The 23,001-nt window shown below is 63.0% G+C and carries 27 protein-coding genes, 2 tRNA genes and 1 pseudogene; 13 read left to right on the top strand and 17 right to left on the bottom strand.

The window, feature by feature from the left end:
• Nucleotides 1-410: 410 nt before the first annotated feature.
• The 3 genes from G8O24_RS35205 to G8O24_RS35195 all read right to left on the bottom strand — a co-directional run bounded on the left by G8O24_RS35205 (nt 411) and on the right by G8O24_RS35195 (nt 2,550).
• Nucleotides 411-1,106, bottom strand: coding sequence for a hypothetical protein (locus tag G8O24_RS35205; RefSeq protein ID WP_188107118.1), 696 nt, complete (start codon nt 1,104-1,106; stop codon nt 411-413).
• On the bottom strand, nt 1,066-2,163 hold the full coding sequence (locus tag G8O24_RS35200) for a nucleoid-associated protein (protein WP_188107117.1): 1,098 nt from the start codon (nt 2,161-2,163) through the stop codon (nt 1,066-1,068). Before G8O24_RS35200 ends, G8O24_RS35205 begins: the two co-directional genes overlap by 41 nt.
• Before the next feature lie 301 nt (nt 2,164-2,464).
• A tRNA-Tyr gene (locus G8O24_RS35195) sits at nt 2,465-2,550 on the bottom strand.
• Nucleotides 2,551-2,758: 208 nt separating this feature from the next.
• Between G8O24_RS35195 and rlmB the strand changes: the two genes are divergently transcribed.
• Nucleotides 2,759-3,589 (top strand): 23S rRNA (guanosine(2251)-2'-O)-methyltransferase RlmB, encoded by an 831-nt coding sequence (gene rlmB / locus G8O24_RS35190; protein ID WP_188107116.1) that lies wholly within the window; start codon nt 2,759-2,761, stop codon nt 3,587-3,589.
• A 255-nt stretch (nt 3,590-3,844) separates the two neighbouring features.
• Here rlmB and G8O24_RS35185 read toward each other — a convergent pair whose 3' ends face one another.
• Both G8O24_RS35185 and G8O24_RS35180 read right to left on the bottom strand, forming a co-directional pair.
• Nucleotides 3,845-4,351 (bottom strand): hypothetical protein, encoded by a 507-nt coding sequence (locus G8O24_RS35185; protein WP_188107115.1) that lies wholly within the window; start codon nt 4,349-4,351, stop codon nt 3,845-3,847.
• Nucleotides 4,352-4,395: 44 nt separating this feature from the next.
• A complete protein-coding gene (locus G8O24_RS35180) occupies nt 4,396-4,881 on the bottom strand; it encodes a hypothetical protein (RefSeq protein WP_188107114.1) in 486 nt (161 codons plus the stop codon).
• Nucleotides 4,882-5,149: 268 nt separating this feature from the next.
• On the opposite strand from G8O24_RS35180, the gene G8O24_RS35175 reads away from it, so the two are divergent.
• Together G8O24_RS35175 and G8O24_RS35170 are read left to right on the top strand one after the other, a co-directional pair.
• Nucleotides 5,150-5,617: a hypothetical protein gene (locus tag G8O24_RS35175; protein ID WP_188107113.1), complete on the top strand. Its 468-nt coding sequence runs from the start codon at nt 5,150-5,152 to the stop codon at nt 5,615-5,617.
• 162 nt (nt 5,618-5,779) lie between these two features.
• Nucleotides 5,780-5,854: transfer RNA gene (locus G8O24_RS35170), tRNA-Thr, on the top strand.
• 245 nt (nt 5,855-6,099) lie between these two features.
• Here G8O24_RS35170 and G8O24_RS35165 read toward each other — a convergent pair.
• Entirely contained in the window at nt 6,100-7,797 is a 1,698-nt protein-coding gene (locus tag G8O24_RS35165) for a methyl-accepting chemotaxis protein (protein WP_188107112.1), read from the bottom strand.
• Between the two features lie 234 nt (nt 7,798-8,031).
• Nucleotides 8,032-8,196, bottom strand: coding sequence for a hypothetical protein (locus G8O24_RS35160; protein WP_188107111.1), 165 nt, complete (start codon nt 8,194-8,196; stop codon nt 8,032-8,034).
• Between the two features lie 105 nt (nt 8,197-8,301).
• Here G8O24_RS35160 and G8O24_RS35155 point away from each other — a divergent pair, with 105 nt between their 5' ends.
• Both G8O24_RS35155 and G8O24_RS35150 read left to right on the top strand, forming a co-directional pair.
• Nucleotides 8,302-8,682 carry a hypothetical protein gene (locus G8O24_RS35155; RefSeq protein ID WP_188107110.1) on the top strand — a complete coding sequence of 127 codons (381 nt, stop codon included), beginning with the start codon at nt 8,302-8,304 and terminating at the stop codon, nt 8,680-8,682.
• 310 nt (nt 8,683-8,992) lie between these two features.
• A complete protein-coding gene (locus G8O24_RS35150; protein ID WP_188107109.1) occupies nt 8,993-9,247 on the top strand; it encodes a hypothetical protein in 255 nt (84 codons plus the stop codon).
• A gap of 12 nt (nt 9,248-9,259) precedes the next feature.
• Here the strand turns inward: G8O24_RS35150 and G8O24_RS35145 are convergent, their stop codons facing one another.
• The 4 genes from G8O24_RS35145 to G8O24_RS35130 all read right to left on the bottom strand — a co-directional run bounded on the left by G8O24_RS35145 (nt 9,260) and on the right by G8O24_RS35130 (nt 11,782).
• On the bottom strand, nt 9,260-9,502 hold the full coding sequence (locus G8O24_RS35145) for a DUF6719 family protein (RefSeq protein WP_188107108.1): 243 nt from the start codon (nt 9,500-9,502) through the stop codon (nt 9,260-9,262).
• Between the two features lie 245 nt (nt 9,503-9,747).
• Entirely contained in the window at nt 9,748-10,455 is a 708-nt protein-coding gene (locus G8O24_RS35140; RefSeq protein ID WP_188107107.1) for an outer membrane protein, read from the bottom strand.
• Between the two features lie 285 nt (nt 10,456-10,740).
• Nucleotides 10,741-11,175 (bottom strand): hypothetical protein, encoded by a 435-nt coding sequence (locus G8O24_RS35135; RefSeq protein ID WP_188107119.1) that lies wholly within the window; start codon nt 11,173-11,175, stop codon nt 10,741-10,743.
• Between the two features lie 202 nt (nt 11,176-11,377).
• Entirely contained in the window at nt 11,378-11,782 is a 405-nt protein-coding gene (locus G8O24_RS35130) for a His-rich protein BRANT (protein WP_188107106.1), read from the bottom strand.
• Nucleotides 11,783-12,036: 254 nt separating this feature from the next.
• On the opposite strand from G8O24_RS35130, the gene G8O24_RS35125 reads away from it, so the two are divergent.
• Together G8O24_RS35125 and G8O24_RS45285 are read left to right on the top strand one after the other, a co-directional pair.
• Nucleotides 12,037-12,576: a tetratricopeptide repeat protein gene (locus tag G8O24_RS35125; RefSeq protein ID WP_188107105.1), complete on the top strand. Its 540-nt coding sequence runs from the start codon at nt 12,037-12,039 to the stop codon at nt 12,574-12,576.
• Nucleotides 12,577-12,696: 120 nt separating this feature from the next.
• Nucleotides 12,697-12,831 (top strand): annotated as a pseudogene (locus tag G8O24_RS45285) (hypothetical protein); the annotation flags it as partial.
• Here G8O24_RS45285 and G8O24_RS35120 read toward each other — a convergent pair.
• Nucleotides 12,821-14,383 (bottom strand): S10 family peptidase, encoded by a 1,563-nt coding sequence (locus G8O24_RS35120; protein ID WP_188107104.1) that lies wholly within the window; start codon nt 14,381-14,383, stop codon nt 12,821-12,823. The pseudogene G8O24_RS45285 and the gene G8O24_RS35120 sit on opposite strands and share 11 nt — an antisense overlap.
• A gap of 253 nt (nt 14,384-14,636) precedes the next feature.
• Between G8O24_RS35120 and G8O24_RS35115 the strand changes: the two genes are divergently transcribed.
• The 3 genes from G8O24_RS35115 to G8O24_RS35105 all read left to right on the top strand — a co-directional run bounded on the left by G8O24_RS35115 (nt 14,637) and on the right by G8O24_RS35105 (nt 16,659).
• The gene (locus tag G8O24_RS35115; RefSeq protein WP_188107103.1) at nt 14,637-15,416 is read left to right on the top strand and encodes an NAD kinase; all 780 of its coding nucleotides are present in this window, start codon (nt 14,637-14,639) and stop codon (nt 15,414-15,416) included.
• Between the two features lie 87 nt (nt 15,417-15,503).
• Nucleotides 15,504-16,049 carry a response regulator gene (locus tag G8O24_RS35110; protein WP_008549760.1) on the top strand — a complete coding sequence of 182 codons (546 nt, stop codon included), beginning with the start codon at nt 15,504-15,506 and terminating at the stop codon, nt 16,047-16,049.
• Between the two features lie 31 nt (nt 16,050-16,080).
• A complete protein-coding gene (locus tag G8O24_RS35105; RefSeq protein WP_188107102.1) occupies nt 16,081-16,659 on the top strand; it encodes an Hpt domain-containing protein in 579 nt (192 codons plus the stop codon).
• Nucleotides 16,660-16,805: 146 nt separating this feature from the next.
• On the opposite strand, the gene G8O24_RS35100 is transcribed toward G8O24_RS35105, so the two are convergent.
• The 4 genes from G8O24_RS35100 to folE all read right to left on the bottom strand — a co-directional run bounded on the left by G8O24_RS35100 (nt 16,806) and on the right by folE (nt 20,490).
• A complete protein-coding gene (locus tag G8O24_RS35100; protein WP_188107101.1) occupies nt 16,806-17,981 on the bottom strand; it encodes a DUF2336 domain-containing protein in 1,176 nt (391 codons plus the stop codon).
• Between the two features lie 159 nt (nt 17,982-18,140).
• Nucleotides 18,141-19,157, bottom strand: a complete 1,017-nt coding sequence (locus G8O24_RS35095; protein ID WP_188107100.1) for a lytic transglycosylase domain-containing protein — start codon at nt 19,155-19,157, stop codon at nt 18,141-18,143.
• A gap of 188 nt (nt 19,158-19,345) precedes the next feature.
• Nucleotides 19,346-19,768 (bottom strand): phosphoribosyl-AMP cyclohydrolase, encoded by a 423-nt coding sequence (hisI, locus tag G8O24_RS35090; protein WP_188107099.1) that lies wholly within the window; start codon nt 19,766-19,768, stop codon nt 19,346-19,348.
• Between the two features lie 29 nt (nt 19,769-19,797).
• Complete coding sequence (folE, locus tag G8O24_RS35085; protein ID WP_188107098.1) at nt 19,798-20,490, bottom strand: GTP cyclohydrolase I FolE; 693 nt, start codon at nt 20,488-20,490, stop codon at nt 19,798-19,800.
• Nucleotides 20,491-20,733: 243 nt separating this feature from the next.
• On the opposite strand from folE, the gene G8O24_RS35080 reads away from it, so the two are divergent.
• Nucleotides 20,734-21,189, top strand: a complete 456-nt coding sequence (locus G8O24_RS35080; protein WP_188107097.1) for an iron-sulfur cluster assembly scaffold protein — start codon at nt 20,734-20,736, stop codon at nt 21,187-21,189.
• Nucleotides 21,190-21,224: 35 nt separating this feature from the next.
• Here G8O24_RS35080 and G8O24_RS35075 read toward each other — a convergent pair whose 3' ends face one another.
• Nucleotides 21,225-22,127 (bottom strand): COG3904 family protein, encoded by a 903-nt coding sequence (locus G8O24_RS35075; RefSeq protein WP_188107096.1) that lies wholly within the window; start codon nt 22,125-22,127, stop codon nt 21,225-21,227.
• Nucleotides 22,128-22,357: 230 nt separating this feature from the next.
• Between G8O24_RS35075 and yidD the strand changes: the two genes are divergently transcribed.
• Both yidD and G8O24_RS35065 read left to right on the top strand, forming a co-directional pair.
• The gene (yidD, locus tag G8O24_RS35070) at nt 22,358-22,696 is read left to right on the top strand and encodes a membrane protein insertion efficiency factor YidD (protein ID WP_188107095.1); all 339 of its coding nucleotides are present in this window, start codon (nt 22,358-22,360) and stop codon (nt 22,694-22,696) included.
• Nucleotides 22,697-22,787: 91 nt separating this feature from the next.
• Nucleotides 22,788-23,000 carry a hypothetical protein gene (locus G8O24_RS35065; RefSeq protein ID WP_188107094.1) on the top strand — a complete coding sequence of 71 codons (213 nt, stop codon included), beginning with the start codon at nt 22,788-22,790 and terminating at the stop codon, nt 22,998-23,000.
• Nucleotide 23,001: the final 1 nt, after the last annotated feature.

Here is a 23,001-nt window from a genome sequence, read left to right as displayed (position 1 = left end):
ATAAGATTTTGAACGTTGCGAGTTATCGTCTCTCATTGTGTTTACCCGACGCTGTATCAATCGACGACGATGGAAAGGCCGTTGCACATCTTCGCAGTGGACGTAAGGTAATCGCAGCTGTTGCGCCGCTTTCGTCATGGACTTCGCCCGAGCTTCTTTCGACATTATCCGACGTATGCGAGTGGATTTATCTTGAGGGGCGGGACGCTGAAACCCGCCATAGTTTGCTGTCCGCCGAACTGGTTCGGCTGTGGCAGACAGATTCGAGTTGGCAGGATGGACTGCGAGAGAGCCTGGAAGGAGCTTTCGCGTCCGCTCGAACGGCTTACCGTCTCCACATTCAATCCAAGGGCGTCGATGCCTTTAAACTCATGTCCGATCTCCGAAAAGGACTGGCAGATGATGTGCGCTCATTGGCGAATAACACATCCTCGCTTTCGTCTGGGTTGTGGCGCAACAGCTGCGATTACCTTACGTCCACTGCGAAGATGTGCAACGGCCTTTCCATCGTCGTCGATTGATACAGCGTCGGGTAAACACAATGAGAGACGATAACTCGCAACGTTCAAAATCTTATCGCGGAGCCATGCATCGGCTACGATCCACGTGCTTACGCTGGTCGGAACCAAGCCTTTCCCAGACATGTCATTGACGAGTCGTCGAGGGGAAGGCGCCGCATCGACACTTTGCGTAGGAGATGACGTGGAGGAGTCATCGATCCAAGGTCGAACGATCAACCCGGCGCTGGTGCTTTCGAAGTCAATCTCAGCAATCAGGACATTTTCCACGGACTCGAATCTGCTCGACTCCGTGGCAGCGGAGCGACAAAAGCCATCGATCGTGAAAAACTTTAAAGTATCAGGATGCGGTACTTTGACTATTCGTATCGAGAAGGCTCTTTCTGAAAACTCCTCAAGATCATCGTCCAACAGTTCATAATCATCCGAATGATCCGTCACGCTAATGGTGACCCCCATTTCGGCGGCTTCCAGGCGTGCAGCCTGAAGGAATTGCCAAAACGGCGCCCCGCTGACGGTTATCGTCTGTTGATAGAGATCGCAGGTTTCACTGACGGGGCCGGCCGCGTGCTGGCGCAGCCCTTCCATCAATGCTTTCGTCCGAGAGTTCGTCATCAATAATACCCTGCGTCCTGATTGTTATCGTGGCGCTTCCGTCTGGGCCTCGGTCTACATTCACGACGGCTTTGCCTGCGTCATCAAGTTGCTTCGGGTAGATCACCCAGATGTTTTCTTGCGTTCTGAGGCGCCGAACTTGGGGGGACTTGACGCGCGCTTTATCGATTTCGATCACTTCACCTGAAATGCGATTTCGATGAAGCTCGCGCTCAACGTCTTTTCTGAACCCATCGTCCTGCCAGAATGGACCGAAGACTTGAGCCCCGAAAACGTTGAGGTCTTCTCCGGGCTCGATTGCGTCACGCGAACGCGTCGCTTCGTGTAGGTTCCTTCTCCAATTCCGCTTGACGTCTTCCGGCATCGATTGCCGGTAGACAGCGGCGCTGGCCGCAAGTGACTTGATAAGCCGATCGGTGGCATCTGATGGCGTCCAAAGCCGCTTTACGCCCAGAAAGGTCTTGAAGTACTCGGTGATATTTCGCTTGTTGGCTCGGTCGTAGACGGCGAGGTCTCCTCCTTTCGCATCCAACACTATCAACGCTGATTTCTGCATCGCCTTGCGGTCCTCAACGAATGTGTTGTTTACTTCAGTGACCTTTGCGCGAACGCGACCGTCTTTCGTTGTCTGCTGGTAACGCAGCACTTTTTGATCGTCGAACTTGATGAGCGCAAAAGCGGGCGTGGGCAATCCGCCGAGTTGAGCCACGATGAACGCGCCTTTCGACGAAAGCGGTGCGCCCTTGTGGCCGCTCTGAAAGACCTCGGTCAGTTCCTTAGAGCGCTGGACAAACTTGCTGCTGTCTTCGGACACACTCCGAAGCGAGGGCCGCACTCCTGCATCTTCACCGATGAAATTGAACCTGTTTCCGACATTCGTTTCCCGAATCCGCGCTAGAAAAAAGCTCTCGAATCCAGCCGCATCGATCTCGTCCATCAATTGAAAATCTTCGTCGGCCGGGCCGACAACATGGAAAATCATTCGTTGGATGGAAATACGATCGAGCGCATCTTCATCTAAAAGACCCATTCGTTCCCCCGTCACGTGCCGCGAAGCGGAGACGGAAGTAGCAGAAAGTTCGCTGCTCAACTAACGCGCAATGCGGAACATAATGAGAACACTCTGATCCGTCAATACGGACTCCGGAAGTTTGGCTACGGCTCTCACGAAGGCGGAAGAGGAGCTTGTCGCGCGGCCACGAGCCGGGCTGCGCCCGTGTCTTGTTGTTGAAAGCGATCCGATTAGTGGGGCTTGAAGTGGGGCTCAGAAGCATCCGAAAAATCTGGCGCGCGGGCGGCACCTGATTTTTTAACTAAGCCATTGAAAAGGCTGGTGGGGGAGGCAGGACTCGAACCTGCGAAGCCATGAGGCGGCTGATTTACAGTCAGCTCCCTTTGCCACTCGGGACACTCCCCCGCTCGACGGCAGCACAATCGGGCCGGACCTTTGCCGGCGGACCGAAGACGGCCATGGAACGTGAAGGCCGCGACAGCCCGGATGGGGGCGCGACCGGGCGCGTTTATGGGCGAAGCGGTGGGGCAAAGTCAACCGAGGCGAACAGCTAAAATGACCCCCATGCGCACCCAAATTGCCATATTCCGGGACCCGTGACACAAGCGAGCCCATGAAGGATCGAAAATTCGTCCCCAAGGGCGCCCGCAGCGGCTCTAAGCCCTTCAACAAAACAGGAAAATCGGCCGGCCGGCCGGCCTGGCGCGAGCGCGATTCGCACCCCGATGGCCCCGTCATCCTCTATGGCTGGCACACCGTCACCATGGCGCTTGCCAACCCGCAGCGGCGGATCCGCAAGCTGACGCTGACCGAGAACGCCGCGCGGCGGCTCGCGGACGAACAGATCGCAACCCGCATCGCGCCCGAGATCGTCCGGCCCCAGGAGATCGACCGCCTGCTCTCGCCCGACGCCGTGCATCAGGGGCTGCTCGCCGAGGCCGATCCGCTGCCCTCGCCCGACATCGAGACCCTGAAGCAGGAAGGCATCGTGCTGGTGCTCGATCAGATCACCGATCCGCACAATGTCGGCGCCATCCTGCGCTCCGCCGCGGCTTTCGCGGTGAAGGCGATCGTCACCACCGCACGCCACAGCCCCGAGGCGACCGGCGTGCTCGCCAAGGCCGCCTCCGGCGCGCTGGAGCTGGTGCCCATGGTTACGGTGCAAAATCTCGCCCGCGCGCTGACGGCCCTGAACGAGCGCGGCTTCCAGACGGTCGGTCTCGACAGCGAAGGCACCGAGGACCTCTCCGACGTCACACTGCGCAAGCCGCTGGCACTCGTGCTCGGCGCCGAGGGCAAAGGCCTCAGGCAATTGACGCGCGAGACCTGCAGCGTCGTGGCGCGGCTCGACATGCCCGGCGAGATCAAGAGCCTCAACGTCTCGAATGCGGCCGTGCTCTCGCTCTATGTCGGTGCAAGCCGGCTGGGGCTGATGAAGCGCTAGGCGTCAGCGCGCATCTCCTGATGATGCCACGGTACACCTGTTTTGCCCGACGGCTCAAGCACATTTCGCTTTTTCTGAAATGGAGGGCTTGAACAGCGGGCCAATGCGCCCTGATCGCTCATCTCGAGCTCATCGCGCTTCAAGTCCCTGATTTCGCTCCCCCCGGCTACTGTGCATGGGGTTGTTTTGGAGACAAAGCGAAGCGCCCGTCCGCATCACGCGAACGGGCGCTTGATTGGCTCAGCCGATCAGAGATCAGTAATAGCGGCGCAGCACGCGATGGCCGCCATAGTACGGCTGATAGCGCGGGGCGTAGCCATAGCGCGGGCCATAGCCATAATGCGGGCGCGGCAGATAGCCGTAGCGCGGGCCGTAGCCGTAGCGATACGGACGGTAGTACGGGCGGTGATGATAGGCGTACGGCGCGACGGCAGCCGCGCGATAGCCATAGCCGTAGCCGTAGCCATAATTGGCAGGCGCGACGACCGCGTCTTCCTGGTAGGTCGGGGTCGGCGCGAAGGCGCCCGGGCCGGTGTAGGTCGGGCCCTGGTTGACGTAGTAGTATTGCGTGGTCGGCTCGGCGAGGCGCTCATAGCCGTAACCATAGCCGGCGCCGTAGCCATAACCGCCGCAGCCGGTGTTGCAGCCGGAGAACACCGGTGCAACCGGCTGGCACGGGCTGAAGCCGCAGGCCATGGCGGGCGCAGCGCCCACAAACATCACGGCAGCCGCCGCGACCAGTCCCGAAATCATCTGACGCATTACTCTCTCCTGTTGATGTCCGTCTTGTTGGTTCTTGACGTTTCTCAACCCGGCGGCCTGCCGGGCATCTCTTCATGCGGCCGTGGTCGCGGAGGCCGCGGACGGTCGTTGATCTCCGGCGCGAGGATCACCGGCGGCGCGGCGACCGGCGCATCCATCTGCGGCGGCAGCGGCGCCGACGAGGCGCCCCAACTCTGGTGGTAGCTCTCCGGCGGCTTCGGCAATTTGCGGTTCGCCGGCGGCTCGACCTCGAGGCGGCCATAGCCGGGCTGCAAACCCATGCTCGGGTAATAATGGCCGACATCGGAGGGCTGCCGTTCCGGAACGTATGTCCCGCCATAGATCGTGGGCTGTACCTGGACGTTCTTGCCGAGGCCCCAGGCACCTTCGATGACGGCGTAGGACGCATCGATATTGTTGATGATGATGGGCACGCCGGGACGGCCGGGCACGACGATATCGAAACCGCCGCCGGCAAAAGCCGTCGCGGGCAGTCCGATCAGAAAGGCTGCAAGCGCGGATGCGCGCATGGAAGTATCCCGGTTGTCCGGAACACAACCTATCGGAACGCGGCGTAGAGAGGGTTAAGGACAGCTCACCAAATTCCGGTAAGCCTAACGCGTAAGGGTTTTGCGCCGCTCAAATGCTGCAACGCGCACTAGCGAAGCGTTAACGGCCATGGCCTGTTCCCGTCAGCTCACATCCGTTTGACCCGAGGGCTTTCGAAAATCAACCCGAGGTTCGGAACGACAGGCGCCTCCGACATTTAGCTTCCCGTCAATTGGATGGGAGACAATAATGACGAAGATGAAACTTCTCGGCGCAGCCGCAATCGCGGCAACCCTGGTGTCCGGCTCCGCGATGGCACAGGCGGTCGTGACCAACCCGGGACGCTGTGCGGCGCAATTCCCCAACGCCAACTGCACCAATCTCGGCCCAGGAAATCCCTACACCGACAGCGGTTATCGCCACCGCCGTGTGAGCTACCGCCAGAGCAATGGCGACTGGAATAACGACTGGAACAGGACCCACACCGGCTTCTGGCCGACCGACGTCGCGGGCGATGTGGCAGGCGCTGCGATCGGCACCGCCGGCGCCATCGCAACCGCGCCGTTCCGTGCCATCGACAACAGCTACGCCTATGACAATCGTGGCTGGGACAATCGCGGTTGGGACACCCGCAGCTACGCCGAGCGCAACGGCTTCGTCTGCACGCCCGGCAGCTGGTTCAAGGGTGAAGACGGCCGCCGCCACCTTTGCCAATAAGCCGGGTCAGGCAGCGTACGCGCGAACAGGCGGCTCAAGGGCCGCCTGTTTCATGCCGTAAGATCCAGGCCAGGGTTCTGGCCCTTTCCAACCAAGTCTGCTATTGCGACGCGCGGGCGGGCCGCCGGCGCGTGCCGGCCCTGCCCGTTTCCCAGCGGCGTCGCCGGCTTAGCTCAGCGGTAGAGCAGCGGTTTTGTAAACCGAAGGTCGGGGGTTCAATCCCCTCAGCCGGCACCAGCGCGTGATGCGCCTTCAACCTGAAGGCTTTCAGTGACCCCAGATTGGATCAGGTTTCGACATGAGGTAGCATGCGTATCGCATGTCCTCTTATATCAACCGAGAGAACGCCAAGATCATCGCCGGAGCGGTCGCTGCGGTCGTGGCAACGGTTTTCCTTTTCACGGTCGCGATGGCGCTGCTGCTGCCGCAATAGCGGCGTGCCGGCGGCGCGAGGCCGCCGGACTCTGTATGTCCGCGTGGGTTTAAGCCGCGCGCACCGTCCGCAGGAATTTTCCGACCTCGTCCTTCAGCCGGGTGCTGTCAGACGCCAGCATCCGTGCGGTCGAGAGCACTTGCGAGGAGGCCGAACCGGTCTCGCTGGCGCCGCGCTGCACGTCGGTGATATTGGTCGAAACCTGCTGGGTGCCGTGCGCAGCCTGCTGCACGTTGCGCGAGATCTCCTGGGTCGCGGCGCCCTGCTCTTCAACCGCCGCGGCGATGGTCGAGGACACTTCGGAGAGCCGCTCGATCGTCGCGGAGATGTCGCGGATCGCTGTCACCGATTCCTGCGTGGCGGTCTGGATGCCGGAGATCTGCTGGCTGATCTCGCCGGTCGCTTTCGCTGTCTGCTCGGCCAGCGTCTTCACTTCGGAGGCGACGACCGCGAAGCCGCGGCCGGCCTCACCGGCCCGCGCCGCTTCGATGGTGGCGTTCAGCGCCAGCAGGTTGGTCTGGCCGGCAATGGTGTTGATCAGCTCGACGACATCGCCGATGCGGGTCGCCGCGATCGACAGTTCGCTGACGCGCTCGGTCGTGGTGCGCGCCTGGTTGACGGCTTCACTCGCCATGCGCGCGGATTCCTGCACCTGCCGACTGATCTCGTTGACCGAGGACGACAATTCCTCCGTCGCGGTCGCAACCGACTGGACGTTGCCGGAGGCCTCACCGGACGCCATCACGACGACCGAGGTCAGCTCCTGCGCACGCTGCGCGGTGGTGGCGAGCGTCGCGGACGAAGCCTCGAGCTCGGTCGAGGCGGAGCCCACCGTCTCGATGATCTCCCCGACGGCGCGCTCGAAACCGTCGGCGAGGTCGACCATGTCGCGCTTGCGCTGCTCGGCGGCCTGCCGCTCGGCCTCCGCTTGAGCCGCCTTGAGCCGCTCGACTTCGAGCGCATTAGTCTTGAACACCTCGACTGTCTTCGCCATCTCGCCGATCTCGTCGCGGCGGTCCTTCTCGGGCACCTCGGTCGTGAGATCATTGCGCGCCAGGCCTTCCATGGCGAGCTTGAGCCGGGCGATTGGCTTCGACGTCGCCACGAGGCCGATGAAGAGCGCGATCGCAATGCCGATGATCAGCCCGCTGGCGCTGACGCTCATGACGGTCCAGGTCGCCGATTTGGCATCCCGCTCGATGGCCTCCTTGCGCTTGGTCACGGCTTTGGACGTATCGGCCGTGAAGCTGGCTACGCGCTCAAGCGCCGTATCGATCAGCGGGTCACATTCCTTGTGAGCGCGATCGGCGGCTTTGGCATTGTCCTCGGGACTGTTCGCGGCGGCACCGGCCTGGAGCACCGGGTCACAGCCGGCGAATACGCCCTTGAGTAGATTGCGAAGACTATTGAGCTCGCTGGCGCGCGACGGGTCGTCTTGCACGGCTGCATCGAGATATTGGCCAATCTCGTTGCGGTTCTGGCTCGCAATCTTCAGCCGGTTGGCATTGCCAGCCTCGGTCGTCTCGGTGAAAACGGCGTACAGCGCCGCGTGATAGGTCTCGACACGGCGCTGGGCCCGCGTGAGATTGAGTAGAGCCGACTGCGCGGCAGAAAGTTCGCCAAATCCGTCAACGGTTGCGGACAGCTCCCTGGTACCGAAGGCCGCGACCGCGACCAGGGCAAAACCCATCACTGTCACGATCAGTGCAACCTTCGACACGATCTTCAAATTGTTCAAAAAGCTCATCACAGCCGCCCAAACGGTTTCCCGGTCACCATTGACCGAAGTCGTCCCTGCAGCGGTATTGGAAGGAGCTAACGTTAAAATTTGATCCTAAATGACGACAGTCATTTTCCGGAGAAATACCCAGACCGGCGGCCGCGCGTAAGCCTCGCGTAAGCTTCGAACGCTTCCGGCTGTCGTCGGAGCAGAGCCGTTTTGCAGAACGGGCACGCTCGTCTTCGGATCGTGCCGTAGCAATCAAGCCGGAGAGACCTCCTGGCCGTCATCAGGCCGGGCATGGGCACGCGCCAAGTCCTCAACGAACGCGATCACCTCCGCCCGCTTGTCGGGCGGCAGTGACAGAAAGGCGCGCACGAGCCGCAGGCCCTGAGCTTCGTCCGGCGGGTCAGACTTGGAATCCATGTATCCAATGTCAGACGTTCGGGAAAAATATGCAATCCCTTGCGGATCGCCCGCTTGATTCGGCGCCTGGGCTTTGGTGGAATGGCTCCAACAAGGTGGTGGCCCATGAAGTGGATCAGGGAGCGCGACGCACTGATCGCGCAGACACTGGCCTTCGTGCAGTCGGTTTCCGGCAGGAAGGACGATCTTCGTCAACAGGATACCGCTGCGGCCGCGCCCGTCCCGGCTGTGGAGATCGTTTCCGTCCGGACCGTAGCGGTCGCATTCGAAGCGTCGGACGTCGAGCCGCCGGCGAAGACCGTCCCGCAACCGTTACCGGCCACCTCGCCACGGACCAGCGACTTTCGCAGCGAGATGCAGGCGCGTATCGCCAATTTCAGAAAGCATCAGGAGCGCTTCGAACGCGAGCGCGAGGAATATTGCGCGGCAACCCTGGCCAAGCTACGCGCCGCCATTCGCGATGCGCCGCCGCCGGCCCAGAAGTGAGGCGGCGCGCTCCAGAGCCCCAGAACCTAAAGCCAAGACCACACCAGCCAGAGATTGGCTGCGCAGGCCCCGAACAGTGCCAGCGTCAGTGGCAGGAGCATGTGCCCGCAGCAGGTTTTCAGCTCAGTCGTCATGGCCGAAAACATCCGCTGATTCCGCCAAACGAGTCCCAAAGTTTCTTTTTTCAGGGATTCAGGACTCGTTAAGGACTCAGAGCCGGGCGCCCCATCACCTTCGATCACGGCCCTGTGATCGTCCCGGAACCCTCGTGCCCCTCCAGCCGTTAACGCGCTTTCCGGGAGCGGGAAGCATGCCCTACGCCCTGTTCTGCAACGACAGCCAGATCAGCAAAGCCTATCCTGCTGAGGCTGACGTCTGGAAGCTCGCGCAGCGGAGCGGCCTGGTCGTGGATGTCGGCACTGACGAGGAGCGGCAGGGTCCGCGCCGGGTGCTCGACAACGACTATGAGATCAAATCGTGCCGGCCCGCCCAAGGCGAGGACCCCGCCAAGAACAAGGCCGACGCGGAGCGGGAATTAAGGATGGAGCTTGAGCTGAACTCGTGAAGCTCGGCCCCCTCAGGGCATCGCGGTCGCCAGGGAGGCCTGCTCACCGGCGAGCGCCACGCAGGCCTTGCGACGGTGAAGCCCGCGGATCGCCCCGGTCACCTTCAGCACCTTGCCGGAGGGACACGAGAGGTCCCTGACGAAGGCGACCTCATAAGGTGCTAACATCAGAGGCTCGGATTTGAGGATTGTTTGGGCAGAGCACGGCAGGGCGACGAAGCACGAGACCACCACCACCGACGCCAAGATACGCATGTTCGTTGTCCCACCAGCCCGGCAATTCAATGATAACGTATTCCGGAGCGCGAGTTCCGTAAGTCGCAAAACTTATTTTTGCTTTACCCGGGCCCCGTGACACGCGTGAGAAGGCGCGCGCCGGATTGTTTGCTTGCAAATGACGCGCCAGATGGTTCACGCAATGCAAACGTGCGAGCCGGCAAACGAAAGGCCGGCGTGAAGCCGGCCTTCTTGTCCGATCGTGGCCGTCCCGCGCTCGGCGATCAGTAGCGCGAGGCTGCGGGCCCGCCCCAGCCGAAGCGGTAGTTCACGCCGACCTTGACGGTATGCTCGTCATCCCGGCCTCGAACGCCGACGACATCGGCCGGACCGGCGGTAATCGTGGTGCTGCCGAAATTATAATACTGGTACTCGGCCTTGGCCGACCAGTTCGGGGCGAACATGTATTCAAGGCCGGCGCCGACCGTATAGCCGTCCTTGCTGTTGCCGGTGGCCGTGAAGGCCTGCGGCACGCCGGCGACGTTGACGCCAAGTCCGCCATTACGCCAGGCATAACCGCCCTTGGCGTAAAGCAGCGTCGGGCCCCAGGTGTAGCCGATGCGGCCTGTCACCGAGCCGAGTTGGTCCGTGTTGGACGTCACCTGGGTCCCCAGCGGGAACGTGACACCGTTGTTTTTGGTCGGTAGCCAGGAGTACTGGGCCTCGATACCCACGACCCAATTGGGCGCGAACTGATAGTCGAACCCGCCCTGCACGCCACCCAGGAAACGGGCGTCGCTGGACTGGAAAGTGCTGTCGCCGGCGAAGGCGCCGCCGATATGGCCACCGATGTAGAAGCCGGTCCAGTTGTAGATCACCTGCGGCGGCGTGTAGGCCGGAGCCTTGGTGTAGGTGCGCGGCTGCATGTCGGCCGCGGCCGCCGGCGCGGCCAGGGCCAGCAGAGCAGCTGCACCGATCAAGATCGTCCTCATGGTCATCCCCGTTCTTTCAAATCGACCCTCGGGAAACAACGTGGCGTGAATTTGGTTGCTTCGCGGCGGTGCCGGAACGTTGATCGTTCGTAACTGTGACGGGGCGGCAACATCGCGATTTTGTTCCGTCACGTCGGCCTGCGAGGACAGATTTCGTCGTCAGCGCAGGGCTTGTCGTAGCGATTTGTCGCAAGACGAACCGCCCCGTTCAAAGCTCGCCGAAATGTGATCCAGCGGCTCCGGCGGCATCTGTCCTAGCACCGCGCGATAAAGATGGGCTTTGCACTACCGCGTCATCTTTTCCAGTTCTGGAAACGGTGTGTAAACCGCACCGGCGCAGAGCTCGCTCGTGCGGTCGACGATGCGGTCGCCCCGCCCGTTGACGAAGATGGCGGCCCGTTCCCGCATGGCCTTGTAGCTGCCGTCGCTCTCGCGCGGTGTGAAGTGCAGGCAGCCGACGTAGAACTGCCGGCCGCCAACCTCGCGTAGCACCGGATCGGCCATGCTGGCCTCGCGCACGCCGACGGGATTGTTGAGGTAAGCGCGCATCAGGGCCAGCGTGTCGCTGCGAAAATTGTCGGGAAACGGCTGTGGCCCTCCAGCCTGTCCCCCGTCCATCAGGGACGGACGGTCGCCATCGCTGCCAAAGCAGCCGGCGAGTGCCAGGGAGAGCACCAAGGGCAGCACCAAAATCGCCGTACGTTTCGCCAATCGCCCCAAGGAATCAACTTCTCCGGTCATTCAGTTTCGGAGATGTTCTAGCTCCTAGGTTGTACAAAGGGAATTCGCTTCCACGAGCCGAAAAACGACGCACCGGCCCGCCGCCCTACCTCGCGCTTTCGTGCGAGGCAGGGCGACCGAGCCGGGCCTGAACTCCGCGCGAGGCGGCGGGCAATGGATGCCGCCCCGCGGGGGTCAGTCGTTAGCTACGCTTCTCGGTCGTCGCCGGCTTGCCGAGGTCCGGCTGCGCCTTGATCGACTTCTTGACCGACAGATGCTTGTGGTGATGGCGATGCGTCCGCACGGTCTTGTGTTCGTCGGGCGTGATCGCGGCGTTGGCATTCATCGCCTTCGCCTTGGTATCGACCTTGGCATCAGCCTTCATATCAGATTTGGCATCGACCTTGGCACCCGATTTGACGTCGGCAGTCTTGCCGTCGGCCTTGAGGCCCGCGTCGGGCTTGGCCGCGGTGGTCGAGACCTTGCTCTGGGTCTGGTCCGCCTTGATCACCGGCGCAGTCGTCGTGGTCTTGCCGGCGTCGGTGGCGAAGGCCGGGGCTGCGATGACGGAAGCTGCGAGCAAGGCTGCGGAAATGGTCTTCAACATGGTGGTCTCCTCTTGGAAGGATCTTGAGGCGGCGCCCTCTCGCCGACCCTTCGATCATGGGGAGAGCCTAGATGGCGCGCGCTGAACCCGTTCTGAAGCGGCCGGCAGGCTTCCGTTCATCTGGATGACAAGTTTGTCATCTTGCGGTGGGAAGGCCGGGCCGCCGCGGAGGGCCGGGAATGTTTTTGCCGGCGAGGTGTTCCGGTATTCGGGCAATCGTGTAGGATCGCCACGTTCCATACGGGAGAACTTAGATGCGCAAACTTTCCATGCTTCTGGTACCGGGACTTGTCTCGATGGCGCTGGCGGCCGGGCCGGTGCTGACGAGCGCCTATGCTGCCGGTAGCGACGAGCCCTCGCCGCCGAAGTCGGACAGCTCGACCAAGAAAGGGAAGAAGAAGAGCTCTTCCGTCAGCGATCCCAAATTTCTCGCAGCCTATCGCACCGCCTACACCACGATCTACGACAAGCACGACTATACGGACGCGATCGGTCAGCTGAAGCAGCTCAAGCGTGACGACGTCGCCGACGTTGCCAACCTGATCGGCTACTCCTATCGCAAGCTCGGCGACTATCAGTCATCGAAAGTCTATTACGAGATCGCGCTGAAGGACGATCCGAACCACGTCCGCACCTGGCAATATTATGGCCTCTGGCAGCTCGAGCAGGGCAACCGCGAACAAGCTCAGTATCACCTGAACAAGATCGCTTCGCTCGCGGGCACCGACAGCGCAGAGTATCGCTCGCTGGCTGCCGCGCTCGACAAGCCAACCGGCGCTACGCTGGTCTACTAAAAGCACCGCATCTTCGCATCAACGAACGGGCACAACCTCCGGGTTGTGCCCGTTCTGCTTTCTCGGCTAGCTTTGGCGTCCATCCCCTTTTCTTGACGCCAAAGAGCTCCTTGCGGAACTGTGCGCCGCGTTCGCAACAAGCGCGGCAAGGTCAGCGACATCTGGATCGCCGGCGCCAATGTGAAGCCGGCAGCTGTCGTGGCGCGCGAGATCGCGCGGCGCTATCCACCGCGCAAGAGGCGTCCTATTCCCTGATCAGCGCCTCGACCTCACCACGAAACGCCTGCCGCGAACCGTCGCGCGAATAGAACATGTGGCCGCCCGGGTAGACGACGAACTTCACTCGCGACGTCGCGAAAGCCGGCAGCTGATCGAGTGCCCGCTTCGTCCCGAAATAGGGCGTGGCGAGATCGAACAGGCCGTGAGCGACCAGCACGTTGAGCTTTGCATCGGTGGCGAGGATCTGGCGCAGCTCCGACAGCGATTGCGGCGGGGTGATGCCACCGCCAAAATCCCAGTTGCGCTCGACAGCGCCGTTGAGGACTTCATAGGAGCCGTCCGGCCGCCAATTGAGCTTGCGCGTGAGAACGTCGACCGCAGCACTCGTCAGCGGCGCCTGCAACGCATCACCGGAGGGGTCGCCGAAGCGCGAGTTGCTGGAATCCGGATAGGGATCGAAGCCGCGCACGGAAGCGTCGTAACGTCCGGTCACCATGCCGTTCTTGCGATCGAGCTCGCGGCGGAATTCGCTGACATCGAAGCGGCCGGCAAGCTTCCGGCTCACCGCCCGGTCGATGCCGGTGAGCTCCGCGACTTTGTCGGCAAGACGATTGGTCGCCTCCTGGTCCGCTTCACCCTTGACGAGATCGGTCAGAAATTCGCCGCGTGCGTAGGCCTCCACGTCGGCGAGATCGGCGCGCTTGACCGGGCCGGTGACCAGTCCTTTGGCTTCGCGTGCGACCGCGACATAGCTCGGCAGGCTGGCGACATATTGCAGGAGGCTGGTTCCCGTGAACTCGCGGAAATCCAGCAGTGGCGACACCAGGATCAATCCCCTGACGCCGACGCCGTGCTGAAGCTGCAGCTGCCGCACCACCTTCGGTCCGCGAATGCCGCCATAGCTTTCGCCCGCGACGTATTTCGGCGACGTCAGACGGTCGTGCCTCTCGAGCCAGCGCCGGATCACAAGCGCGATCGAATTGACGTCGCCATCGACCGAATAGAACCGCTTTCGCGCATCTTCACCGCTCGCGATGACACGGCTGTAGCCGGTGCCGACGGGATCGATGAAGACGAGATCGGTGAAATCGAGCCAGGTTTCCGCGTTGGGCTTCACCTCCGGCGAAGCCGATGGCGACAGCCCCTCGCCGTCGAGCGGCAGCCGCCACGGTCCGGCCGCGCCGAACTGGAGCCACGCCGAAGAGGCGCCGGGCCCGCCGTTGAACAGGAAGGTCACCGGGCGCGTGGCGCGATCGGCGCCATCGAGCTCGTAGGACATGGTGGCGATGTCGGCGAGCGGTTCACCCTTGTCGTCGAACACACGGATCGAGCCGGCGGTCGCGGCGAAGTTGAGGGTTCGGCCCGGCAAATCGAGCGTCTGCTTCGTGGTCGAGTCACCGGGCAAGCGATGCTGGTCGGCGGCCGATGGCGCGGCAGGCGCTCCATTGCCCCCACGCCCGCCCTTCTGTCCCGCCGCCTCGTTGCGCTGCTGCGGCGGGTCGTCGGCGCGCGCCAATCCCGCGAAGCCGAAAGCCGACAAAGTCAGCACCAGCATCGTACTGCGAAGCTGCGGCAAACCCAAAGCCATGATCATTCTCCCTGCCCGGCTCGGCGGGCCGGGTGCGCAGCGATCGCTAGCGAAGAATTGCGACGGTTTGGGGGATCGTAGGGTTGCGGCGGCCAAAGCGGCGTTCGGAGCTCAAATCACCCCGATTTTACCCTGAATCGGGATGGACCGTCACCGGTTTGCCTTCTCCGGTGGTCGTCCTCGACAATGCGGGCCCACCTCGTATAGACGAGCGCGGCGGAACTTTCTCGAGCCAGCGGCCCTGCCGGAAGCCATGACCCAGCCATCGCGACACGATCGAATCGCCTTCGTCGCCAGCCCGAGCGACGAGGCGCAGGCCGCCTTCGCCCAGCTCACCAGGGACTATGGCAATTGCGATCCGGAGGAAGCCGACGTCGTGGTCGCACTTGGCGGCGACGGCCTGATGCTCCAGACGCTGCATCAAAACATGCACACGGGAAAGCCGATCTACGGCATGCACCGCGGCACGGTCGGCTTCCTGATGAACGAGTACTCGACGCACGATCTGCGCGCCAGGCTCGCGGCCGCGCATGAGTCCGAGATCAATCCGCTTCTGATGCGCGCGACCGACGTCAACGACCGGGTGCATTTGCACCACGCCATCAACGAGGTCGCTCTGTTCCGGCAGACCTATCAGGCCGCGCGGTTGAGGATCGTGATCGACGAGCGCGAGCGCATGCCGGAACTGGTCGCCGACGGCATCATGGTGGCAACGCCGGCCGGCTCGACCGCCTACAATCTGTCGGCACAGGGACCGATCCTGCCGATCAACGCCGCGCTGCTGGCGCTGACGCCGATCAGCGCCTTCCGCCCGCGCCGCTGGCGCGGCGCGCTGCTGCCGAACACGGCCTATGTCGTGATCGAAGTGCTGGAGGGCGACAAGCGGCCCGTCGCGGCGGTTGCCGACCATGACGAGGTGCGCGACGTCCGCCGCGTCGAGGTGCTTTCGGACAAGACCATCTCGATGCGGATGCTGTTCGATCCCGGCCACAGCCTGGAAGAGCGCATTTTGCGCGAGCAATTCGGGTACTGAGCCGCTACCCGGGCATCCGGCGGCAACGCTTCGTTAACCCGAGCCGCGATATGGTTAACGAAAGTTGTCCGCTTTGGCCCGGGCGTCATGTTCCGCATCGACTTCAACAAGCTGCGCTTCCTCGTTTGCGACGACAATCCGCACATGCGCCGCATCCTGCGGACGCTGCTGCATTCGTTCGGCGCTCGCGAGGTCTATGAGGCCGAGGACGGCGCCACTGCGCTGGAGATGTACAGCCATTACGTGCCCGATATCGTCATCACGGACTGGGCGATGCCGATCTTCGACGGGCTCGAGCTCGCGCAGATGATCCGGCAGCCGGAATCCAAGGGCAACCCCTATGCGCCGATCATCATGCTGACCGGTCATTCCGAGAAGCGTCGCGTCACGGTCGCGCGCGATGCCGGCGTCACCGAATTCCTGGCCAAGCCAATCTCGGCCAAGGGCCTCTATCAGCGCATCCTCAACGTCGTCGCCAATCCCCGCCCCTTCATCAAGACCAAGACCTATTTCGGCCCCGACCGGCGCCGCAATACCAACTCCGCCTATATGGGCCCCGAGCGCCGCGTCGGCGAAAAGCACGAGGTGCTGCAGCAGCCCTCGCTGCTCGACAAGGCCCGCTCCTCCATCTAACGCAACGTCTCATACGATCGCGGCAGGTATCATGGCGAAGAACAACGCAAAGGACATCGAGGTCAAGGCCTTCGCCACGCACCACCTCATCACGCAGCCCAACCCGCTGCGCAAGGTGCTGCGCCGCGTCGAAGAGAAGGACATGGACGATCCGGTCGGGCGCGCCGAGCAGGCGCTTGCGGGCCTCTCCGGCGAGTTCAAGGATTGGATGACGACCGAAGTCAACCGCCTGTCGGCGGCCTATGTCGCCATCCGCAACGACGGCTTCACCAAGGCGCGGCGCGACGAGCTGTTCCACGCCGCGCATGACATCAAGGGTGACGCCGCAACGTTCGGTTTTCCGGCCGCGGCGGGAGTTGCCGAGAGCCTGTGCCGCGTCATCGAACACGCGCCGGATCTCGAGAAGGTGCCGGCCGAGCTGTTCACGCACCACATCAACGCGATCCTTGCCATCGTGCACGAGAACACCAAGCTCGACAGCATCAGCGTCTCCGCCGAGCTCAGCCGCCGTCTACGCAAGGTCGCCGACGATTATCTCGCCGACGTCAACCGCGACCGTCCCGAGCATCTCGAAGTGATCCTGGCGCCGAGCATCGTGCCGGCGGAGTAGTATTCTCTCGTCATTGCGAAGATTGTAGGGTGGGTTAGCGCAGCGTAACCCACCACTTCTGTCACCGTGGAAATCAAAGAAGTGGGTTACGCCGTGCGAACTGCGCTTCGCGCAGTCGAGCGGCTAACCCACCCTACGGCGCCTGTCTATGCCGCGATCAGATCGTCGTACACCGGATCAATCGCGTCATCCGAGACCAGCTCGTCGCAGAACAACCTCGCTTCTTCGCGTGCGGACTCCGTGGCGAAGCGGCGCAGCAGGACCATCAGCGGCTCGGTGGCGCCGCGATCGGTCTCGCAATGGGTGAGCACGCGCTCGACCATGCGCCGACGCAAGCGCGCCGCGGTATCGTCGGTGTCGGCAAAGCCCTGCTCGTGGCAGGCGTCGAGCGCAACCTGGAACGCGGCGAAGGTCGTCTCGGGCAACCCGGCGCGGCGCAGCAGCGCCTGCAGGCTGTTGCCGCCTCTGTCATGCAACAATGCGGAGACGCGCGCCAGCGGCAGATCTGCGAGTTCGGCGAGCGCCGCATCGAACAGGTCCAGATTGCTGGACAGCAGCGCGCGCAGGATCAGGCCCGCGGTGAGCTGGCCGGTCACGCGCAGATGCTTCACCAGGCCCTGCATGTCGTCACCACGCGAACGCGCCGCGATATTGATGGTGGAGCGATCGCGCGCCTCTGATGTCATGCGCTCGGCACGATCGGCGCTCAGCCAGTTCCGCGCGACGACGAATTGCGCCAGGGTCTCGGAGAGCTTCGCCACCAGCGCGGCACGCGTGGCGGCCGGAATATCGTCCAGCACCAGCATCGCCTCGCGGATCGCGGCAAGATGACCGTGACGCTCGACGATGCGGGTCCAGGAGAACGGCGCCAGCTCGGCATGGGGATTTTCGATCAGCTCCAGCGCGGCCGCGGCGCAGCCGACCTCGGCGATGGCGGCGCAGACCGAGACCGGCAGCGCGATACGGCGGGCAACCGCGCATTGCACCTCGTCATTGCCGGTCGCGACAATGTCGACGAGATCCGCATCGATCAGCAGCGGCGAATGTTCGAGCACGGGCAGCGCCACGGTCGGCTGGTCCGCCGACAGGGCCCGCACGATAGATGCCGGCGCGTCTGGGCTGCGCGCGAATGCCTCGGCCATCGCCTGCCGGACCAGCGGCGAGGGATCGTCGAGCAGCATCAGCAACGCGCCTTCGGCGGCGACGCGATCATCATGGGAAAGGTCCGAGATCAGCCAGGCCCGGGCCAACGCCCGCGTCGCCTCCGCCCGCTCACCGGCAGGCGCGGTCCTGATCCAATTAATGAACTGCCGAACAATCATGCTGCTTCCGGCTTACGCAACGAAAAAAAGAACCGGTGACGACTCGTCACCTGCAACACAAAATAAACCACGACGCTTAACAAAGCGTTCACCATAACCGGCTGGTTTTGTTGATGATTTATTAAGGGCTGAAGGTCGCCCAACGAGCGCGGCGGCGCGCTAGCTCGAGAAGGTGCCGCTGCGGTCGCTGAAGAGATCGAGCGGTTGCGGCGGGCGCACATCGGGCGTCGCCGCGGCTACTGATGTCAGCGAGGCATTGTTGCCCCACAATTTCTGCACCGTTGTCGAGACCGGCTGCACGACATCGCCTGGCTGATAGATCGAACGGAAGGCAGGTGCTGTCGGGGCATTGTCGGCCACCGACGTCGACGATGTCGCACTCACCGGCGTCACCGAACGCTGGTCCGGAAAGGTCTGGAGGTAGGCGGCGCCATTGACCATCGGCGCGGAGGGCTGCACGCCGTTGGCACTGGCGACCTGCGTGGTCGACGGCGTGTCGCCATACATCGCCATCGCACTGCGCGTCGATTTTGCATTCGCGGCGCTGGCGTAGCGGGCGTTCAGGACCGAATAGACTTCGGAGACGCTGCGCGCACGACCGTCCCGGGCATAGAAGATCGAGCGGTTGGCGGACGCGGCATTGGGGAACAGCCGCGCACCGACCGCTTGCGGATTGTCTTCGGCGTTGGCGATCAGCTTCGCCGCGCCGCCGACGCCCATGAAATGGGCCATGTAGAGCTCGCTGTCGGAGGGCCTGCGGCCGAGCAAACCGGTCAGCTTGAAACTGTTGGACTGTGTCAGCGCCGCCGCCATGCTGGAGGCGGCCTCCGGGTCGTCGCGGAGCTTCATGATGGAGCGCTTCATGAAGGGATCGTCGACGGTATAGCTGCCTGACGACGTCCTGGTAATGGCGTCCGCATAATGGCCATAGCCAAGCTGGGCGCCCGCCTCCTTCACCGTGCCGAGCCAGGTCTGGTCGATGAACTGATAGAGGCCGTGCGCGGACGAGGTGGTGGCACCGGCCGAGGGATCGAAATCCGATTCCATCTTGGCGGTGGTCAGCATGTATTCGAAGCTGACGCCGGTCTGGCTCGAGGCCTGCTTGATCGCACCCGCAACGCGGCGCGCACCATCCGTTGCGATCGTCTGCGAGGCAGTGGAATTGTCGACCGACATGATGGTGTGACCGACCCGCGCGGGCGTGTGAGCGGCGCCGGCAATTCGGTCGCCTGATCGTCCCACCGTGGGACAGGTATGGTTAATGCGGGGTTAATTTGGCCTTCGCTGTCATTCCCGGGGCGAAGCACGAACCCGGACTTGCGAGGTTCCGGGTCCGCTCCTCGAGCCGCCCGGAACGACGAGTGTCATTTCTTATAGACCGCGCTCGGATCGAACAGCCTGTCGGCATCGACGAACACGAGCTTCGCACCCCCGCCCTCGACCTCAACCTTGCGGTAGAAGCAGGACCGGCGGCCGGTGTGGCAGGCAGCGCCGATCTGCTCAACGCGGAGCCAGACCGCATCCTGGTCGCAATCGGTGCGAATCTCGACCACGCGCTGAGTCTGACCTGACGTCTCACCTTTTCGCCACAAGGCATTGCGCGAGCGACTGAAGTACCAGGCTTCGCCGGTCGCAATGGTCTTGCGCAGCGCCTCGTCATTCATGTGCGCGACCATCAGCACGTCGCCGGTGGCGACGTCGGTCGCCACGCAGGTCACGAGGCCGGCGGCATCGAATTTGGGAAGGAAGGCCAGGCCTTCCTCGATCTCATGGGAGTGAGCGGACACGGGCGTTCCTCGCTTGGGCGTTCGCGAGGTCAGCGCTGAAGGCCCCGCACCATGGACAGGAAACGGGCTTGCTCCGCCGGGTTGTCGCGGAACATGCCGGTGTAGCGGCTGGTGAAGGTGGAGGCACCATGCTTGGCGACGCCACGCACCGACATGCAGGTATGTTCGGCCTCGATCAGCACGGCAACGCCGCGCGGCTTCAGGATCTCGTCGATCGCGGCAGCGATCTGCGCCGTCAAATGCTCCTGGGTCTGCAGCCTTCGGGCAAAGATGTCGGTCAGGCGCGCGAGCTTCGACAGGCCAACGACGCGCTCCACCGGCGTGTAGGCGATATGCGCCTTGCCATAGAACGGCATCATGTGGTGCTCGCATTGCGAGGTGAATTCAATGTCCCGCACCAGCACGAAATCGTCATAGCCGGCGGTCTCGCCGAAGGTGCGGTCGAGCACCTCGGCGGGGCATTGATGGTAACCCTGATAGAGCTCGTCGAAGGCCTCGACCACGCGGCGCGGCGTGTCGAGCAGGCCCTCGCGCTCGGTGTTCTCGCCGATATAGGCAAGCAGCGTCTTCACCGCCGCTTCCGCCTCGGCACGCGCGGGACGCGGCTGGTCGGCGCGGACGGCGGCCGCGAGGAACTCCGAGGGGTCGAGCTCGGCCGGGCGGCTCTCGGGCTGGCGATCGGAAGGCTTGGTCGGGCGGATGGATTTGATTGCAGCGTCCATGTCTACTCCGTTCGACGGCCTTGCGGCCGGAGTGTCACCGGCAGACGGGGCGGGCAAGCCGCCGGACGCCTGAAGAGCACAGTATTTGGCGAAAGAGATCACTTGGCAATAACGCCGGCGACGCAGATCTGGATCACCGCCGACGCACTGCTGGACTGTTTTTCCGCCAGTTCCGCCCCTATATAGGACCGTGGACGGCGCCCGCCAAGGCCGATCCGGCCGGGAAGTTCTGGACCCCATCACATGCTGAACGACATCTATAACAAGCGGATCATCGAGCTGGCCGGTAATATTCCGCGCCTCGGACGACTGCCAGACCCCGATGCCACCGCGACCGCCCACTCCAAATTGTGCGGCTCGACCGTCAAGGTCGATCTCAAGATGAGCGGCGACACCATCACCGACTTCGCCCATGACGTGAAGGCCTGCGCCTTGGGACAAGCCTCTTCATCCATCATGGCAAGTCACGTGGTCGGCTCGACTGCGAGCGAACTCCGTGAGTTACGCGAAACCGTTCGCAAGATGCTCAAGGAGAACGGCGCCCCTCCCCAAGGCAAATGGGACGAGATCAAGTTCCTGGAGCCGGTCCGTGACTACAAGGCGCGCCACGCGTCCACGCTCCTGACCTTCGACGCGGTGGTCGATGCGATCGGCCAGATCGAGGCCAAGGCGAAACAGCCTGACACGGTGCAAGGCTGAGGTACAAAAGCTGAGGCCGGGCTGGACTGGCGCTGCTACTTCGGCGGTGCCGCGGTCGCGGGCGCCGCCACGCCGCCGGTCGGGACCACGGCTTCGGCCGTCTTGGTCGACTTGGCAGGCTGAGGCTCCGGCTCCTGGCCGAACCTGGCCTGCGTCTTCGGCGCGAGCTCAGCAACCGCGGGTGCCGTGATCTCCACATGAGGCAGCACCTCGGCCACCAGATCGGTCGTCACGAGATTGGTCAGCTTCAGCTCGGTGGCGTCAAGCTCGTGCAGATCTTCCCAGGGCGGCACGCTGAGCGAGAGCGACAGCAGGTCGCCTGCGCCGCCCATGTCGAAGGTGTATTTGGCAAGCCGGCCGATGTCACGTTCCACAATCATCAGGTCCTGGGCGCTATAGCTCGCCGCCTTGGCGTCGTCGGCACGGTCACCCATCCAGATCTGGTGGACGCGGACATGGGCGGCTTCCGGCACGTAGCGCTTCTTGCCGGCCAGCAGCAGGAACACGCACATGGACTCGCAATAGGCTTCCGAAGCGACTGCCGGACGGGCGCCCTGTACGCTCTTCTGCTGCGTGATGCCGACGGTGGTGAGAAGGCCGAGGTTGCGAAAGCGCCGGCCGAGCGTGATCGCGTCGTTGACGGAGCCGCCGCTGGAGTCGAGTACCACGGTGGCGCCGCCGAGCTGGCGCCCGCGGGCGAAGTCGTCGAAATCCTTCGGTGTATCTGCGGTAATGATCCCGACCGCGCTAATCCAGCCGCGGCAATTGGGTTCGCAGGCAACCCAGCCAAACTTCATCGGCAGCTTGCGTTCTTCCAGCGTAGCACCGGCACTGGCCGGCGAGCCAAAGGTCGCGACGGCGCCCGCCAGCACGACACCACAGGCGGCGGTTCCCACCAGCAACCAGCCGCGAAGGTTGAGCGACTTCAGAACTTTCAAACTGGTTCCTTCCCCAAGCCCCGAAAGCAATCAGGCAAGCCCCGTTTCGACGTCCTCATGAGTCTACACAAGGACGTCACAAAAATGGTATCCGGGGGAATACAGATCGTCCATAGGTACTTGCTGCACTGCTCCCTGAAAGTAGGTAAAATGTGGCGCGCCAACAGCAGCTTGCTGTTCCCTGCGCTGGAACCGCGCATTGAGGCGCTCAGGATGTCGGCACAGCGCATATGAAGCACTCAACCTGCGAGCACTGTTCCGCTCCCATCGCGGAGGCCTCCCGGCTGCCGCGCAGATTCGGCCGCGCATTGATCTGGCTCTATCGCCATACGCTCTCGCCTCTGGTCGGCTATAATTGCCGCCATCTGCCGACCTGCTCGGTCTATGGCGATGAAGCCGTCGAACGGTTCGGACTCTGGGCTGGTGGCTGGATGACGCTGGCGCGCCTGTTGCGCTGCAATCCCTTTGGCACGTCGGGCATCGACAACGTTCCCCTCGCCGCACCGCAAGGTGCGTGCTGGTACTTGCCGTGGCGATACGCACGCTGGCGCGGCGTCAACGCATCGTGAGGATGCTGCGGTGCTTTACGCATCGCTGCTCTGAGCGGAACCGGAACTCTGGCCTCGCATTGTTGTGATGCTCCCGCGGGAGGAAACAACAATGCGCTGGAAAATCAGCCCTCGTATTCACTTCAAGCCCGGTTCACATCTCAGCTTCCATCCCAGGGATCACGATCCCCGAACGATCGACGTGCTCGCGATCATCGCGTTGCTCCTGCTCGTCGTCGGCTCCGGCTGGTATCTGACGGCAAGCTTCGCGACGCCACCCAGCACGACGGCGTTCATTGAGCCCAGCCAGAGCGTGCACTGGTAGT

Origin of the sequence: Bradyrhizobium campsiandrae, from assembly GCF_014529705.1 — a bacterium.
Lineage (GTDB): Bacteria > Pseudomonadota > Alphaproteobacteria > Rhizobiales > Xanthobacteraceae > Bradyrhizobium > Bradyrhizobium campsiandrae.
Note: the sequence above shows the minus strand (reverse complement) of the source record. Positions and strands in the feature narration are given on the sequence as shown.